This window comes from Paraconexibacter sp., assembly GCF_041602235.1.
GTDB lineage: Bacteria > Actinomycetota > Thermoleophilia > Solirubrobacterales > Solirubrobacteraceae > Paraconexibacter.
Map to the genome: position 1 here is coordinate 1 of NZ_JBFIGP010000073.1, position 14,750 is coordinate 14,750.

Consider the following 14,750-nt stretch of genomic DNA (forward strand, 5'->3'; position numbering starts at 1 on the left):
GCGCAGGGCAGCGAGCCACTGCTCGGTGTCGGCGTCGTTCGGTCCGGATGGCCCGCTCGCAGCGGTGCTCGCCATCGACCCGACGCTACCAGCGAGGGTGTCGCGTGAGGCACGGCTGCCCGGCAGGTGGCTAGCTGCGGGCGAGGGCAAGGAACTCCTGTCGGGTTCGCAGGTCGTCGCGGATCAGGCCGTGGAGGGCCGACGTGACGGTCTTCGTCCCGCGCTTCTGCACCCCACGCAGCGACATGCACAGGTGCTCGGCTTCGATCACCACACCGACCCCTTTCGGCTGCAGCTCCTGCTGGAGCCAGTCGCTCACCTGCTGGGTGAGGCGCTCCTGCACCTGCAGCGCGCGCGCCGCGTGCTCCACGACCCGCGCGAGCTTCGAGAGACCGACGATGCGCTCGTCCGGGAGGTACCCGACGTGTGCGACCCCCACGAACGGCAGCAGGTGGTGCTCGCACAGCGAGTGGAACTCGATGGAGCGGGCCACGACGAGCTCGTCGTATCCGGCGTCGTTGGGAAACGTCGTGAGCCTGAACGGCGCGGGGGTGAGCATCTCGGCGAGCGCGCCCGCCATCCTGCGCGGCGTATCGCGCAGGCTCTCCCCCGACAGGTCCGTGCCCAGGGCCGTCAGCAGCGCGGCTGCCGCTTGTTCGGCGGCGGAGACATCGACCTGAGGCCGCAGACGGTGCGCCGGCAGGCTCGAAACGGTCACGTTGTGGGGTGGTGGTCGAGCATCGTGAACGTGTCAGCGTCGCCCCGCCTGTGTTTCTTACCTGCCGCGAGATCCTTTCCGCGTCGGGTGGGGCGGCGGGACGTCAGTCGGCGTCGCCCCAGCCCTCGGCCGGCGCCAGGATCCGCGCCGCCAGCTCGGGCGAGCACCCGCTGTCGACGAGCCCGAGGAACCCGTGGAGGTCGACGGAGCGATCGGCAGCGAGCACCGCCGCGAGGTCGGCCGGAAGTCCAGCGGCGAGCAGCCGTGCGCGACGCCACTCGACGATCCGTCGCGGAGCCTCGGTGTCGCCTCGTTCACCCTCGCCGGCGAGGTCGTGACCGGCTCGTTGGGACCGTGGTTCGTGCGCGTGCGAGTGCCGGTGCATCGTCATGTGGATCGGGGGGCGATCTTCGCCGCCACCGTCAAGGAAGTCCCGAGCGTCCTGCAGGGCACGCTCGATCAGCTCGTCGGCGTGCGCGAAGTCGATCGGTTGGATGTCGAGTGGGCACGGAGGTGGCAGCACGACCAGCCGAGCAGCCCCCCGGTGACGCTCGATGTCCTTGATCAGGCGTCGCTGGGTGAGCAGGCTGATGGCGTGCAGCGCGATGGCAAGCGCGCCCCCCGGTGGCCTGAGCAGGTCGCAGGCATGTCCGGTCGGCAACACGTAGATCGTCTGGGCTCCGAGTTCGATCGCGTGCGAGATGGGCGTGTTGTTGGCGACGCCTCCGTCCATGAGCGTGCGCTCCTCCCAGTGCACCGGAGCGATCACACCGGGAATCGCGGCACTCGCGAGGACCGCGTCCGTGACGGGTCCCCGTGACAGACGCAGCTCTTCTCCGCTGAGCACGTCGACGGCGACGACGTGCAGATCGATCGGCAGCTCTTGGAGCTCCTGGTGCTGCACGTTTCTCCCGATCAGCCTCCGGAGTCCGGAGGCGGGCACGAGGTGGTCGCGGGCGCCGAGGAACCCGAGCAGCCCGGTCAGCGGGTTCATCGGGAAGACCTGCCCGCGCTTCAGTCCGCGCCAGACGGCCGCCAGGGAGTCGGCGGTCTCCACGGTCTGCGGTCGCGACGCGATGAACGCACCGTTCATCGCACCGACCGACGTCCCGACGATGACGTCGGGGACGACGTCGCGCTCGTACAGCGCCCGCAGCATGCCGACCTGGATCGCGCCGAGGCTGGCTCCGCCCGAAAGCACGAATGCGACCTTCGATGTCGTACTGCGCGTCATGTGAGTTGAGCGTCGACCGCGCGTCGGGTCTTACGCGACGCGACGTGTCCGTAAGAGAACTCGTGCCGACGACGCGAACGAGTCAGACCCCCGAAGAACGAGGACGAATCGTGGCTACTGACCAGACATTCGTGATCGTCGGCGCAAGCCTCGCCGGCGCAAGAGCGGCTGAGACGCTGCGCACCGAAGGCTTCGACGGACGCGTGGTGCTCATCGGCGCTGAGAACGAGCGACCGTACGAACGTCCTCCACTTTCCAAGGAGTACCTGCGCGGCGAGGCGGGACGGGACAAGGTCTACGTCCACGACGAGGACTTCTACGCGGAGCACGACATCGAACTCCTGCAAGGACGTACCGCCGTGTCACTCGACACCGGCGCGAGCCTGCTGACGCTCGACGGCGGTGAGCAGGTGCGCTTCGACCGCCTGCTGCTGGCGACCGGCGCGCGGGCAAGTCGGCTCCGGATCCCGGGGGCGGACCTCGAGGGCGTGCTCTACCTGCGCTCGTTGCAGGACGCGGACCTCCTGCGCATGCGACTCGATCAGGGTGGCGCAGTTGTCGTGATCGGGGCCGGATGGATCGGAGCCGAGTTCGCAGCCTCCGCGCGTCAACGAGGCCTCGACGTCACGGTCATCGATCCGATGACCGTTCCGCTGGAGCGCGTACTGGGCACGGAGATCGGAACGGTGTACCGCGATGCGCACGACGACCACGGCGTGCAGATGCTGATGGGCGCCGGGGTGGCAGCGTTCGAAGGAGCGACGTCGGTCGAGCGGGTCCGCACCACGGATGGTCGTTCACTCGACTGCGACTTCGTCGTCGTCGGCGTCGGCGCCCAGCCGCGTACCGAGCTTGCCGAGCACGCCGGGATCGCCGTCGAGAACGGGATCCTGGTCGACGAGCATCTGTGCACGAGCGTGCCCGGCGTGTACGCCGCCGGCGATGTCGCGAACGCTCACCACCCCTTCTACGGAGAGCGCATCCGCGCTGAGCACTGGGCAAACGCTCTGCACCAGGCACCGGTCGCGGCTCGCAACATGCTGGGTCACTCGGACACCTACGACCGCCTGCCGTACTTCTTCTCCGACCAGTACGACGTCGGCATGGAGTACTCCGGCTTCACCCACCCCGGGGATCGTGTCGTCTTCCGCGGCGACCCTGCCTCGCGTGAGTTCGTCGCCTTCTGGGTCGCAGATCACCGCGTGGTGGCGGGGATCAACGTCAACGTCTGGGACGTCAGCGACTCGATCCGCCGCCTCATCCAGGATCGCATGGTGGTCGAGCCCCGACACCTCAGCGACCCCAGCATCCCGATCGATGAGCTGCTGCCGTCGGCCCCGGTGAGCTCGACATGAGTTCCCAGGAGCGACCGAGCGTAAGAAGCAGCGACGCGCTGACGCCAAACCCTTCGAGACCGCAACCCGCAACGTACGCCTGACACGAACGAGGAGTCACCATGGCTGCCACCAAACACCCCGACAAGACGATCAATCTCGACAGCAGGGCCACCGCTCACGGCGCGCACGCCTCCGGCGCAGAGGCTGACTGGCGCGACCCGCGCTACCAGGCCTTCGCTCTCATGCGGCTCGCCTTCACCATCGCCCCGATCGCGTTCGGCATCGACAAGTTCGCCAACGTCCTCGTCGACTGGCCGACCTACCTCGCACCGTGGATCAACGACATCGCACCGGGCACCGGACAGGAGTTCATGTACTTCGTAGGAGTCACCGAGATCATCGCGGGCCTCGCGGTGGCGCTCAAGCCTCGCTACGGGGCCTACGTCGTAGCCGCCTGGCTGGCCGGGATCGTGATCAACCTCCTGACCTACTCGGGCTTCTACGACATCGCCCTGCGCGACTTCGGCCTCATGCTCGCCGCCGTCACGCTCGGCCGCCTCGCGTCGGTGTACGACCCGCCGCTGCGGTTCCGCCGGTCATGACGCAGCCGTACCACCGCACGCCGGACGACGCAGGTGCCGAGGCGCTCGGCACCTGCCCGTCGGCCGGCCGCGAAGATTTCTCGATGGACATCTTCGAGCCACACCTCGAGGAGATCACCGATGACGCCGTGATCGTGACCGATGCCGCAGGTGTCATCCGCTACCTCAATCAGTCGGCCGAGTCGATGTTTCAGTACTCGCGCGAGCAGGCGATAGGCGCGTCGCTCGACATCATCATTCCGGAGCGGCTGCGCGAGCGCCACTGGGACGGATTCCACCGGGCGGTTGCCCACGGGACGAGCCGCCACTCAGGACGCCTGCTCGCGGTTCCAGCGTTGCGGGCAGACGGTTCCCAGATCTCGGTGGAGTTCACCGTCGCGCTCCTGTCGAACGCCAGCGGTGAGGTCGGTGCCGTCCGGGCGACCCTCAGGGACGTCACCGCGCAGTGGCAGGCGCAGAAGGAAGAGCGCGCCAGTGCGGGCGCGCTCAAGTCGTGACTGTCATCCGCCGCGACGGGTGACTGCGCCGACGCTACTGCGCCAGCCTGGCGGTGACCGTCACCTCGGCACCGGTGAACAGGCGCGACACGGGACAGAGCTCCGCGGCCTCCGCAACGATCGCCTGGAACGTCGCGTCGTCGGCGTTCGGGACGCGTGCCTCGACCTCCAATGCGGACGTCGCGATCGTGGGCAGACCCGCGACCTCGGCGAGCGTTACTGCCGCCCGTACCTGGAGGCGTTCAGCAACGAGGTCCTTCTCCCCGAGCTTGAGGGCCAGCGCCATCGAGAAGCACGAGGAATGGGCAGCCGCGCAGAGCTCCTCGGGGCTGGTCTTCCCATTCGAGCGCTCGGTCCGCGAGGCCCAGGTGACCTCCTGGTCTGTGAACGCACCACTTCCCGCGCCCAGGGTGCCACGACCGCTGCCGAGTTCCCCTTCCCATACCGTCTCAGCCGTACGAACCGCGATCGACATGCATTCTCCCTTGGCGTCACGTTTATCAGGTCTCGGCAACATTACACATGAGCCAGTGTAAAAACCCGGAGAGGCCCCGAACGTCGGTCGTACCGTGTGGGACCTACGACGCGGGGTCAGAGAGGAAGCATCCGATCACGACGCTGATCGCGAGCATCAGTGCAAACGCGTCGTAGGCCAGCGCGCGAGCCCGTGCCCGCGCCCACGACGCCTGCGCGCCGACCACGAAGGCGCCCAACGCGATCAGCAGCGGGGCGCTTCCCGCGACGACGGTCACCGTCGAGTCGGCCAGGACGCCGACGATCACCGCTGCATTGCCGGCGTTCCAGCCGACAACCTGCAGACGCCACAACCGTGCTGAGGGGACAGGCGCGGCCACGGCGAGGCGCCCGGCTCCGAGACCGACCTGCGCGACTCCCCCGACGAGCACCAGGTAGGCGGCGAGCCAAGACCCGTGGGCGAAGGGTGCTGCGGAGTTGACCGCGGCAACGAGCCCGCCCGCGATGACCAGGACGGCGCCGAGCCCGACGAAGATCCAGACACGACCGTCGCGCTCGGCGTCATGCCATCCCATCGTTTGCACAGTCGTCATAGGCAAAAGATACGCGCTCCTTGCTCGCTGCCGCTGCGCCCAGCGGGAAGACCGCCGCGCCGCTCACTGTGGTTGCAGACGCCGCCGGCCGGTCCGCGCGGCGCGTCCGGCCAACGCCAGGATCCGGAGGGCGAGCAGACCTGCCCCCAGGATGACGACGACCGTCGCAGGTGTGAGCAGCACGTCGAACCCCGAGGCATACGACAGCGCTCGCGCGGTGACGGCCGTCCCTGCCAGCCCAACGAAAGCGCCGTCGCGGGCGGGTCTCGCGGTCGGGATCGCGTTCCGGAAGTTCCGAATCCGTCCGAGCACCGCCAGCAGGTGCAGCAGCGCTCCCGCAACCGTCATCCCGATCCATCCGATCAGCAGGAAGTTCGTCAACGGACCACGGGCGCGCCCTACGAACGGCTCGGCAGAGCCGTGGTTCGCTGTAGCGACGAGCGCCACGGTGATCCCCGCGAGCAGGAACAGCTGGGCGACCGCGATCAGCCGCGCGGGAAGCGCGAGAGCGATCGGTGCGGCACGCACGGAAGCCGCGACGTTGACGGCCAGCGCGCCTGCGCCGCCCGCCAGTGACGCCCAGGCCGCGACAACGACGGTGTCGCTGGCGAAGGCTGCACCCAGCGCGAGAGCGAGCACGCCTCCGACCCACAAACCGAAGGTCGGGCCCTGGAGCCCCTCGAACCGCAGCTTCGTGGACGTCAGGGAAGGGATGAACGTGTGGAGGGTGCCGACGATCGCCGTACCAAGCCATCCGGCGACGTTCAACGCAAGGTGTGCCCCCAGCAGCGACCCGTGCGACCACCCTGTCCCGCGGGCCAGGAGAACTCCGATGATCAGCCCGCCTCCGAGACAGGCCGACGAGGCGACGTACCAACGGACCGCCCATCTGGCCCGTTGCAACGAGCGTCGCTGCATTGCGTGCAGGGAACCGACGAAGGCCACCAGTCCTGCGGCCAGCGCCATGGCGCCGACGTCGACAGCCCAAGTTCCGATCACCGTGACACCGACCGCAACGAGCACCGTGCCGGCGTTCCACAGCGCAAGCTGGGCGGCGACGAGCGCCCGCCGAGGAGGTGTCGTGGTCAGGAAGGCGCAGACGAAGAATTGGCCGGCTCCAAGCACCAGTTGCGACACGCCGCCGAGCAGTGCGAGATGGAGTGCCAGCCAACGCACGCGGGGGTCCCCCGTCGCGGCGTACGCGGCTAGCGCGACCGCGGACGCGACAAGCATGATCAGCGCGGCCCCGAAGAACGACGTCAACAGGAGACTCGGCCTGGGTGCCCCGGGCTCGAACTCACGGGGGCGACAGCGGCGCCCGGACGGCAGTGGCGCGGCACCTGCGGCTACGGGAGGGGACGTCACCGGATGTCAGGGGCCGGGCGCGGCATGAGCCAGCGCACGCGGGAAGAGGATGTTGTTCTCCTCGTGGACGTGCTGATGCATGTCCAGCTCGAAGCTGCGCAGCCCGCTGAGCAACTGGCGATGGCTTGCGCACACGGCGCGGCTCTCGTCGAAGCCGTCACAGAGTTCACGAATCACCCCCAACGCCTCGCCCACACCACGGTGTTCGTCGCGCAGATGCTCGATCACGTCGTCGGGGAGCGGCGCGGCCGTGGTGTCGTCGAGAGTCGCACAGGCCGGGAACAGCGTTTCCTCCTCGACCAGCAGGTGCTCCTCGAGTTCCGTGCGGAGCGCTTTGAACGCGCTCTGCAGGTCGACGAGCTCGGGGTGCACAGCCCCGTGCACGCGCGCCACGGTCGCCAGGAGCTTGGTCATCCGGGTGAGCGCGACACGCAACGGGCCGTGATGGCGAACAACGATGTGCTCACAGAGCTCGCGCATCGACGCTCGCGTCAGGTCATGTGGATCAGGGCCGTCCCCGGCGCCCTTCGCGCGGGACGCCTGGAGCAGCAGGCGTACGGCCTGCACGTCCAGACCGTGACGTCGGCAGGCGTCGCCGAGGCTCTGCGCGCCACCACAGCAGTAGTCCAGTCCGAGTGTCTCGAACACCTCGGCCGCCCCCGGCGTGCTGGTGACGAGACCACCGAGAGTCTCGTTCTGATCGGCTTCAGGTTCACGGGTCATGATCCGGACTTCCGGTAGTACGCGGCATTGATCTCGATGTACTTCTGCCACTCGTCCGGGACCTGGTCCTCCGGGGTGATCGCGTCGACCGGACAGGCCTCCACGCAGGCATCGCAGTCGATGCACTCCTCGGGGTCGATGTAGAGCTGGACGGCCTCGTCGAAATCGGGCTCCCCGGGTGCGGGGTGGATGCAATCCACGGGACAGACCTCGACACACGACGTGTCCTTCGTCGCGATGCAGGGTTCGTTGATGACGTACGCCACGGCCATCCTCCTTGATTTACACACTTGTACTGTGAAAATTACACCATCGCGGTTGGTTTTCCCATTCCTCGTATGCAAAACTTCCCTCGTGGATCTTCCCGACCGCGCCCACGACGTCCTGACCCAGCGCACACGCGCGCGGCTGTTCGAGGAGCTGAGCGAGCTGCGTCGGCCAGCGGGCACCGAAGAGATGGCCGAGCGCCTCGAACTGCACCCCAACGGCGTGCGCCTTCATCTCGAGCGGATGCTCGACGCGGGCCTGCTCGAACGTCATCGCTCCCGGCAGAGTGTCGGTCGCCCACGCGACATGTGGTCAATCGCCGCGGGCGCCCAACCCGGCGGCGCCCCGCCCCACGCGTACGCTGAACTCGGACGCTGGCTCGCCGGGATCGTCTCGTCGGGCAAGACCAGTCAGCGAGCGGTCGAGGCCGCAGGCAAAGAGATCGGTCGCCGCCTTGCGCCGTCGAGTGCGCCCGATTCGTCAGACCTGCCCGCAGGTCCGGACGAGCTCATGCGCACCTCGCTGGCTTCGATGGGCTTCTCCCCGACACAGAGCGTCGAACCGTCGGGCGCGCTGAGCTACCGCCTGTGCAATTGCCCCTATCGCGACGTCGCGCGCGACAGCCGACAGGTCGTTTGCACACTTCATCGTGGAGTCACGCTCGGACTGCTCGAGATGATCGCCCCCACGACCGAACTCACCGAGTTCGTGGCGCGTGACCCCGACACCGCCGGGTGTCTCATCGAACTCCGCGGCGGACTGGCTACGACGGCCGCAGAGCGCGAGTCGACCGAGTCGGACCGGTAGCCGTCGCGTCGACCGCGGGGGCGTCGGGGCGCTCGCGCCGCTCACCCCCGGTCGCACCCGTTTCGATGGGCTGCGCGGCTCCGACGTCGAGAGTCATGACGCGACCTCCGTCGTCGACCCAACGCGCGACGGCCGCCATCTCCAGCTCGGTGGTCGCCATCACTCGCATCATCCTCCCGACCGTTCCGGTTGCGCTGTCCGAGCCGGCTCGCGACTCGGGAGCGATGGATGACGCCGCCCTGAACGCGAACGGGACGGGGGTCGGTGATGTGGACCGGGGCCCCGCAGACGCGTCCGCGCCGGTACCGCATCGGGCAAAGGCGGCCCCCCGGGCGACCCGTCGGGCGGGGGCGGGCTGCCGCCTCCACCTCCCTCCCCTCCCGGGGCGTCGCCGGCAGTGTCCGTCATGAGGGCCACGACGAGGAGCATCCCCCCGGCGCACACCGCCCCAAGATGGAGCATGAGCACGATGATCATCTCGTTCATCGTCCGTTCCCTTTCCCCGCGCTCTCGCGGATCTGCTCGCGGATCTTCTGCATGGGCTCGACCGACCGGACCCGCGGGACGACGTCGAAGTTGTGCGGCGGCGGCGGCGACGTCGTGAACCACTCGAGCGTGTTCCCCTTCCAGGGGTCAGGACCGGCCGTGATCCCTCGACGCAAGCTGCGCGCGACGTTGACGACGGTCACCAGAACACCAGCGGCGAGGATGAACGCCCCGACGGTGGAGACCAGGTTGGAGACCTCCCACCCCGTGTCGGACCCGTAGGTGTAGATGCGCCTCGGCATCCCGGACAGACCGAGCGAATGCTGGATCAGGAAGGTGCCGAGGAACCCGACGAACTGCAGCCAGAAGGACACCTTGCCCAACCGCTCGTCGAGCATCCGGCCGGTGATCTTCGGGAACCAGAAGTACACCGCGGCCATGACGCCAGAGACCGCCCCGGCAACCAGCACGAAATGGAAGTGCGCCACGACGAAGTAGGTGTCCGTGACCTGACGGTCGATCGGGAAGATCGCGAGCATCACCCCGGTGATCCCGCCCAGCGTGAACAGGACGAGGAAGCCGGCCGCGAAGTACAACGGCGTCGCCAGCACGATCGAGCCGCGAAACAGTGTCGCGACCCAGTTGAGCACCTTCACCCCGGTGGGAATTGCGATCAACATCGAGGACAACATGAAGAACACGAGCGCCGCAGTGGCAAGCGGCGTGGCGAACATGTGATGCGCCCACACGAGCATCGACAGGAAAGCGATGCCGATACTCGACGCGGCGATCGCCTTGTAGCCGAAGATCGGCTTGCGGGCGAACACCGGCAGCACCTCGGAGATCACCCCGAACGCGGGCAAGATCATGATGTAGACCTCGGGATGCCCGAAGAACCAGAACAGGTGCTGCCAGAGCATCGCCGACCCTCCACACGACGGATCGAAGAAGCAGGTCCCGAAGTGTCGGTCAGTGAGAAGCATCGTGACCGCTCCGGCGATGACCGGAAGCGTCAGAAGAATCATGATCGCCTGCGCGATCAGCGACCAGCAGAACAGCGGCAGACGACTCCATCCCATTCCCGGTGCTCGCATATTCGCGATCGTCACCGTCATGTTCAGCGAGCCGAGGATCGAACTGATGCCGGTGAGGTGGATGAGGAAGATCCATGCGTCGGTCCCGTTGCCGGGGATGAACGGACCGGACGACAGCGGCGTGTAGGCCGTCCATCCGGCTTCCGGCGGCGTGAAGAACACCGATGCGTAGAACACGATGCCACCGGCGAGGAAGAGCCAGTAGGACAGCGCGTTCAGCCGGGGGAAGGCCATGTCGCGCGCCCCCACCTGGAGAGGCACGAGGTAGTTGGCGAACCCTGCCCACAACGGCATGACGACGAGGAACACCATCGTCGTGCCGTGCATGGTCATGATCTGGTTGTAGACCTGCGGGTTCAGCAGGGTGTTGTCGGCCTGGGCGAGCTGTGAGCGCATGAGCAGCGCCTCGACCCCGCCGAGCAACATGAACGACATCGCTGTGACCAGGTACAGGACGCCGATCCGCTTGTGATCGGTTGTCGTGACCCACCCTGTCCAGGCCGGCCGCGGCATTCGCGCGACACGGTGGGCGACGATCTGCGGCAGAAGCACCTCGCGGCGAGCCCTGCGTTCGGTCTGTGCCGGCGTCATGGCTGCACCTGCCTACGAGCGACTGCGCCCTGCGCAACATCGATCAAGCGCTTCTGTCGTGCGACCCAGCGCGCGTATTCTGCCGGTGGTACCGCGCGCACCTTGGCCGTCATGTCCGCGTGGTTGCGGCCGCACAGCTCAGCGCATTGCCCGCGATACACGCCGGCCTGCTTGGCGCGAAACCAGGTGTGGTTCACGTAGCCCGGCAGCGCGTCGAACTTGCCGCCCAGCTTCGGGATCCACCAGGAGTGCGCAACGTCAACCGAGACGATGTCCAGCTTCACCGTCACCCCGACCGGCGCCACCATCTCCTCGTAGGAGTACGCCCCGTTCGGGTACTTGAACATCCAGACGTACTGGCGTCCGATGACCTCGATGCGAAGTTGGCCGCGCTCGTCGGCAGGCACTCCTGCGGCGGCTGCAGCAGCGAGCGAACCGGCCGACGCCTGGTCCGGGTTCTCGATAGCGCCGAGCTTCGTCAACGAGTAGGCGGCGAGTGCGACGATCAGCAGTGTCGCGGCGACGGTCCAGACGACCTCCAGTCGCGTGTTCCCGTGGATCTGTGCCGCCACCGGGCTACGGCTCGCTCGGTAGCGGGCCAAGGCGTAGACCAGGGCGACGGTGACCCCGACGAACACCACGCCGGCCAGGACCAACACCACGGTGTACAACGATGCGATGCGGTCGGCGTTGGGCGAACCGCCGCGCTCGGGGAGCAACGTCCCGGCCCCTGCCGGCGCCGCGCCCGACATGAGCAGCGCGCCGATCGCCACGATGCCGGCGACTGGTGGTCCATGCCATTTACACAGTCTCACTGTGCAAATGTACATGAGATGCTCGTCGCTGTGCACTCCGCGACCACAACCTCACCGCCCCGGGGGCGGACCGCGCTCTCTCGTTCGAGAACGTCGGCGTCGCGACCGGCGCTCGCGCCCGGTGCGCAGCCATGACGCGCGATGTCCGCGCGAAGCGGATCTACGACCCTGCTGCCCACGACGACGGCTACCGCGTCCTGATCGACCACGTCTGGCCTCGGGGGATCTCCCGCGGGCGAGCACAGCTGGACCAGTGGGCGCGTGATCTCGCCCCCAGCGACGCGCTGCGCAAGGCATTCGACCACGTGCCCGACCGCTTCGAGAGGTTCCGCGCGGGGTATCGACGGGAACTCGCTGAGCAGACCGAGCAGATCGACCTGCTGCGAGAACGCGCTGCAACCGCTCCGCTGACCGTGCTGTACGCCGCCCGCGATCGTGAGCACAACAACGCCGTCGTCCTTGTCGACTTCCTGATCAATGGCTGAACCGCGCGCCCAGGACAGCCCCGACGGCGGGTGGCGTGCGCCTGTCCCGCAAGCGGACGACGCGGTCTACCGAGTGGTCGGAACCGAGAACCGCACGCCGACGATCCGAGAGCTTTGGCTGCGCCCGCTGACCTCCGGGCTCACGTATCGCCCTGGCGAGTACGTCCTCCTGGAGGACCGTGACGCCGGAACCCCACCACGGTCGTACTCGATCGCGAACGCGCCTCGCCCCGACGGGCTGATCTCGCTCCTGGTGACACGCGTGCCCTCCGGTGCGACCAGCCCGTGGATCCACGACCACGTTCGTGTCGGTGACGACCTCAGCATCTCGGGCCCCTACGGCACATTCGTCGACGACGTTGCGGCCAGGACCCCCTGCCTGTTGCTCGCGGCCGGGTCAGGCTTGGCTCCGGAACGGGCGCTGGTCGAGGCGGCCCTGTCGGTACGCACCCGGAGTTCGGTGACGCTCGTCTTCTCAGTTCGCACGGCCGCCGACGCGATGGACCACAAGCGCTTCACGCGCGCGCAGCAGACGCACCCGCAGTTCCGCTTCGCGTGCACCACGACCCGAGAGACTGGGCCCGGCTTGCACGGTCGCGTTCCGACCGTGCTGCCCGACATCTGCGCCGACCTCGTCGATCACGACGTCTTCATCGCGGGCGCTCCGGGCTTCGTCGAAGCCTGCGCGGACACGGTCTCGGCGCTCGGTGCCCGACCTCCCCGAGTCCACACCGAGGCGTTCTTCGCGGAGCCCGGGGGTGGCTCTCGACAGTAGGCCCCCGCCTGGGGCTACTTGGGGTCCCAGGTCCACGTGGCCGGCGGATCACTGGCCGGGAAGGAAGCGGCACCCATCTCCTCGACGCTGACCCCGTGTGCGGGCCTCCGCACCTCCGGTGCCTGCTCGGACCGGGTGGGTACCGGAGGGTCCGACGCAACGCGTTTGACGGGCACAGGGATATTGGTCATACGTTCAGACTGCCACCGCCTGAGGTCGCTAGCCATGGGTGCGCGACCCCATCCTCGGCCGGCCTGGACCCCACCCGCTCCCTACGCGGACGCGATCAGCACCCGGACCTCGTCGCGCAACCGGTATCGCCCGGACGGCGTCTCGAGCGGTCGCAGCGCCTCGGAGAGCGCCTCGCGGACCGCGTCCTCCCCCGCCGCACGCGCGGCCCGGACGAACGGCGGGGCCGCGAGGTACCCCCGCAGCATCGTCGCCAGGTCCGGGTACTCCTCGGCGAACGGAAGGTACGTCGCGTGCCGCGGCGTCAGTCCGGCCTCGGTCGCCCGGGCCTCCAGCACGCCTTCCTCATGCAGTCCCGGAGCCGAGGGTGCGCTCGACGCCTGGCCGGTCCCGGGCGGTGCGAAGCGCTTCAGCGCGGAGAACACCTCGGTGGACTGACAGCGTTCGGGCCGTCCGAAGACGGTCAGCGCCACCGTCCCCCCGGGGCGTGCGACACGCCGTGCCTCGCGCAGGGCGTTCGTCATGTCGGCGGCGATGAAGAACGAGTTGAAGCCGGTCACGACATCGAACGAATCGTCTGCCCACGGCAGGGCCTCCATCTCGCCGACGCGGAAGTCGCCGTCGAGCACCCGTGTCCGGGCGATCTCGATCAGGGGCTCGGTGGCGTCCAGACCGGCGACCGTCGCTCCGCGGTCGGCCGCGATGCGGCTGAAGCGCCCTGCTCCGCACCCGACGTCGAGCACCGCGGTGCCGGTACTCACGGTCACGTGGTCCAGCACGTACCGGTAGAGGGGGATGCCCCAGCCGTTCCAGCCCTCCATGACCTCGGCCCAGTCCTGGGCCCGCTCGCTCCACAGGTCTGCCTGGGGCCGGGCGGACCCGGCGGCGGCAGCGGCCGTCTCAGACATGACCGGCCCCTTCGTCCTCGACCATCTCGCACCCGAATGCGGCGATCTGCGACTCGAGCCCCGTCATGTCGGGCGGGGCCTCGGTGTCGGGCGGCAGAGTGCGAGTCCGCGCGGGCGTGCTCATGGCCTCGATCGCGCGCTCGAACCCACCCGGAGTGAGGATGAACAGCATCCGGCACCCCTGTGGCCCCACCTTGTAGCTGTGCGGCACGTCTCGCGGACCGAAGGCCAGGTCACCGGGGCCCGCCTCGAACGTCGTACCGCCGACCTCGAAGGTGACCGAGCCATCGAGGATCCAGAACGTCTCGTCCTCGAGATGGTGCACGTGGCGCGGAGCTTCGGCCCCGGGCGGCTCGGTGATCTCCACGATCGACATGGCTCCCCCGGTGTCCGCGGCTGCGAGCTTCGTCACCGCCAGGCAGCCGAGCCACCACCGCGCCTCGCCCTCCTCCCGTGGCATCGCCACCGGGTCGAGTGGTTGCTGTGGACTCGCATCGAACATCGTCGCCTCCCTCTCAGGATGGGTCGTCGGGAGGCGCCGACTCGCGACGACTCCCGTTGGATCGTGGGCGCTGCTGTGCGTCGTTCACGAGCGTGGCGGCGAGACCGGCGACCGTCCTGGCGGCGGTTCGGGCCGCGACGCCACGCGCGCGGAACGACGAGAAGGTCGAGAGATCGAACAGCGCGCTCACCAGCCGCGTCGTGTGCGGGCTCGGGCGCGCGGGCGCGACGGCCGCGCGGACGCGGGCCGTGACGAGGTCCTCGAGGTAGGCCTCCCACTCACGCATCC

The 14,750-nt window shown here is 68.5% G+C and carries 17 protein-coding genes and 1 pseudogene; 6 read left to right on the forward strand and 12 right to left on the reverse strand.

All coding sequences use genetic code 11. From position 1 onward, the window contains the following. Positions 1–130: 130 nt before the first annotated feature. Together folE and ABYE80_RS08210 are read right to left on the reverse strand one after the other, a co-directional pair. Positions 131–718: a GTP cyclohydrolase I FolE gene (gene folE, locus ABYE80_RS08205; RefSeq protein ID WP_372789782.1), complete on the reverse strand. Its 588-nt coding sequence runs from the start codon at positions 716–718 to the stop codon at positions 131–133. A 424-nt stretch (positions 719–1,142) separates the two neighbouring features. Next, positions 1,143–1,952, reverse strand: a pseudogene (locus tag ABYE80_RS08210) (patatin-like phospholipase family protein); the annotation flags it as partial. Positions 1,953–2,062: 110 nt separating this feature from the next. Here ABYE80_RS08210 and ABYE80_RS08215 point away from each other — a divergent pair. The 3 genes from ABYE80_RS08215 to ABYE80_RS08225 all read left to right on the forward strand — a co-directional run bounded on the left by ABYE80_RS08215 (position 2,063) and on the right by ABYE80_RS08225 (position 4,388). Then, complete coding sequence (locus tag ABYE80_RS08215) at positions 2,063–3,307, forward strand: NAD(P)/FAD-dependent oxidoreductase (RefSeq protein WP_372789783.1); 1,245 nt, start codon at positions 2,063–2,065, stop codon at positions 3,305–3,307. Positions 3,308–3,408: 101 nt separating this feature from the next. Continuing rightward, positions 3,409–3,891 (forward strand): hypothetical protein, encoded by a 483-nt coding sequence (locus tag ABYE80_RS08220; RefSeq protein WP_372789784.1) that lies wholly within the window; start codon positions 3,409–3,411, stop codon positions 3,889–3,891. Beyond that, positions 3,888–4,388 carry a PAS domain S-box protein gene (locus ABYE80_RS08225; protein WP_372789785.1) on the forward strand — a complete coding sequence of 167 codons (501 nt, stop codon included), beginning with the start codon at positions 3,888–3,890 and terminating at the stop codon, positions 4,386–4,388. Before ABYE80_RS08220 ends, ABYE80_RS08225 begins: the two co-directional genes overlap by 4 nt. Positions 4,389–4,422: 34 nt before the next feature. Here the strand turns inward: ABYE80_RS08225 and ABYE80_RS08230 are convergent, their stop codons facing one another. From ABYE80_RS08230 to ABYE80_RS08250, 5 genes are all read right to left on the reverse strand, one after another. Continuing rightward, on the reverse strand, positions 4,423–4,863 hold the full coding sequence (locus ABYE80_RS08230; RefSeq protein ID WP_372789786.1) for an OsmC family peroxiredoxin: 441 nt from the start codon (positions 4,861–4,863) through the stop codon (positions 4,423–4,425). Positions 4,864–4,966: 103 nt separating this feature from the next. Further along, a complete protein-coding gene (locus ABYE80_RS08235; protein WP_372789787.1) occupies positions 4,967–5,455 on the reverse strand; it encodes a hypothetical protein in 489 nt (162 codons plus the stop codon). A 63-nt stretch (positions 5,456–5,518) separates the two neighbouring features. After that, positions 5,519–6,718, reverse strand: a complete 1,200-nt coding sequence (locus tag ABYE80_RS08240; RefSeq protein WP_372789788.1) for a hypothetical protein — start codon at positions 6,716–6,718, stop codon at positions 5,519–5,521. A gap of 108 nt (positions 6,719–6,826) precedes the next feature. Next, positions 6,827–7,543 (reverse strand): DUF542 domain-containing protein, encoded by a 717-nt coding sequence (locus ABYE80_RS08245; RefSeq protein WP_372789789.1) that lies wholly within the window; start codon positions 7,541–7,543, stop codon positions 6,827–6,829. Further along, on the reverse strand, positions 7,540–7,809 hold the full coding sequence (locus ABYE80_RS08250) for a ferredoxin family protein (RefSeq protein WP_372789798.1): 270 nt from the start codon (positions 7,807–7,809) through the stop codon (positions 7,540–7,542). The genes ABYE80_RS08245 and ABYE80_RS08250 overlap by 4 nt, the downstream gene beginning before the upstream one ends. 88 nt (positions 7,810–7,897) lie before the next feature. Between ABYE80_RS08250 and ABYE80_RS08255 the strand changes: the two genes are divergently transcribed. After that, entirely contained in the window at positions 7,898–8,617 is a 720-nt protein-coding gene (locus ABYE80_RS08255; protein ID WP_372789790.1) for a helix-turn-helix transcriptional regulator, read from the forward strand. A 482-nt stretch (positions 8,618–9,099) separates the two neighbouring features. Here the strand turns inward: ABYE80_RS08255 and ctaD are convergent, their stop codons facing one another. Both ctaD and coxB read right to left on the reverse strand, forming a co-directional pair. Further along, entirely contained in the window at positions 9,100–10,788 is a 1,689-nt protein-coding gene (ctaD, locus tag ABYE80_RS08260) for a cytochrome c oxidase subunit I (RefSeq protein ID WP_372789791.1), read from the reverse strand. Further along, positions 10,785–11,561: a cytochrome c oxidase subunit II gene (coxB, locus tag ABYE80_RS08265; protein WP_372789792.1), complete on the reverse strand. Its 777-nt coding sequence runs from the start codon at positions 11,559–11,561 to the stop codon at positions 10,785–10,787. Before coxB ends, ctaD begins: the two co-directional genes overlap by 4 nt. 173 nt (positions 11,562–11,734) lie before the next feature. Here coxB and ABYE80_RS08270 point away from each other — a divergent pair, with 173 nt between their 5' ends. Together ABYE80_RS08270 and ABYE80_RS08275 are read left to right on the forward strand one after the other, a co-directional pair. After that, a complete protein-coding gene (locus ABYE80_RS08270; protein ID WP_372789793.1) occupies positions 11,735–12,088 on the forward strand; it encodes a DUF488 domain-containing protein in 354 nt (117 codons plus the stop codon). Next, positions 12,081–12,863 (forward strand): FAD-binding oxidoreductase, encoded by a 783-nt coding sequence (locus ABYE80_RS08275; RefSeq protein ID WP_372789794.1) that lies wholly within the window; start codon positions 12,081–12,083, stop codon positions 12,861–12,863. The genes ABYE80_RS08270 and ABYE80_RS08275 overlap by 8 nt, the downstream gene beginning before the upstream one ends. 272 nt (positions 12,864–13,135) lie before the next feature. On the opposite strand, the gene ABYE80_RS08280 is transcribed toward ABYE80_RS08275, so the two are convergent. From ABYE80_RS08280 to ABYE80_RS08290, 3 genes are all read right to left on the reverse strand, one after another. Further along, on the reverse strand, positions 13,136–13,960 hold the full coding sequence (locus ABYE80_RS08280) for a class I SAM-dependent methyltransferase (RefSeq protein ID WP_372789795.1): 825 nt from the start codon (positions 13,958–13,960) through the stop codon (positions 13,136–13,138). Next, positions 13,953–14,462, reverse strand: a complete 510-nt coding sequence (locus ABYE80_RS08285) for a cupin domain-containing protein (RefSeq protein ID WP_372789796.1) — start codon at positions 14,460–14,462, stop codon at positions 13,953–13,955. The genes ABYE80_RS08280 and ABYE80_RS08285 overlap by 8 nt, the downstream gene beginning before the upstream one ends. A 13-nt stretch (positions 14,463–14,475) precedes the next feature. After that, on the reverse strand, positions 14,476–14,750 hold a 275-nt coding region (locus ABYE80_RS08290), incomplete at its 5' end, for a hypothetical protein (protein WP_372789797.1).

Bases quoted from the DNA above. Each gene is read 5' to 3' on its own strand.
- ABYE80_RS08220 (WP_372789784.1), top strand. From the start codon at position 3,409: ATGGCTGCCACCAAACACCCCGACAAGACGATCAATCTCGACAGCAGG.
- ABYE80_RS08225 (WP_372789785.1), top strand. From the start codon at position 3,888: ATGACGCAGCCGTACCACCGCACGCCGGACGACGCAGGTGCCGAGGCG.
- ABYE80_RS08230 (WP_372789786.1), bottom strand. From the start codon at position 4,863: ATGTCGATCGCGGTTCGTACGGCTGAGACGGTATGGGAAGGGGAACTC.
- ABYE80_RS08235 (WP_372789787.1), bottom strand. From the start codon at position 5,455: ATGACGACTGTGCAAACGATGGGATGGCATGACGCCGAGCGCGACGGT.
- ABYE80_RS08245 (WP_372789789.1), bottom strand. From the start codon at position 7,543: ATGACCCGTGAACCTGAAGCCGATCAGAACGAGACTCTCGGTGGTCTC.
- ctaD (WP_372789791.1), bottom strand. From the start codon at position 10,788: ATGACGCCGGCACAGACCGAACGCAGGGCTCGCCGCGAGGTGCTTCTG.
- ABYE80_RS08270 (WP_372789793.1), top strand. From the start codon at position 11,735: ATGACGCGCGATGTCCGCGCGAAGCGGATCTACGACCCTGCTGCCCAC.
- ABYE80_RS08275 (WP_372789794.1), top strand. From the start codon at position 12,081: ATGGCTGAACCGCGCGCCCAGGACAGCCCCGACGGCGGGTGGCGTGCG.
- ABYE80_RS08280 (WP_372789795.1), bottom strand. From the start codon at position 13,960: ATGTCTGAGACGGCCGCTGCCGCCGCCGGGTCCGCCCGGCCCCAGGCA.
- ABYE80_RS08285 (WP_372789796.1), bottom strand. From the start codon at position 14,462: ATGTTCGATGCGAGTCCACAGCAACCACTCGACCCGGTGGCGATGCCA.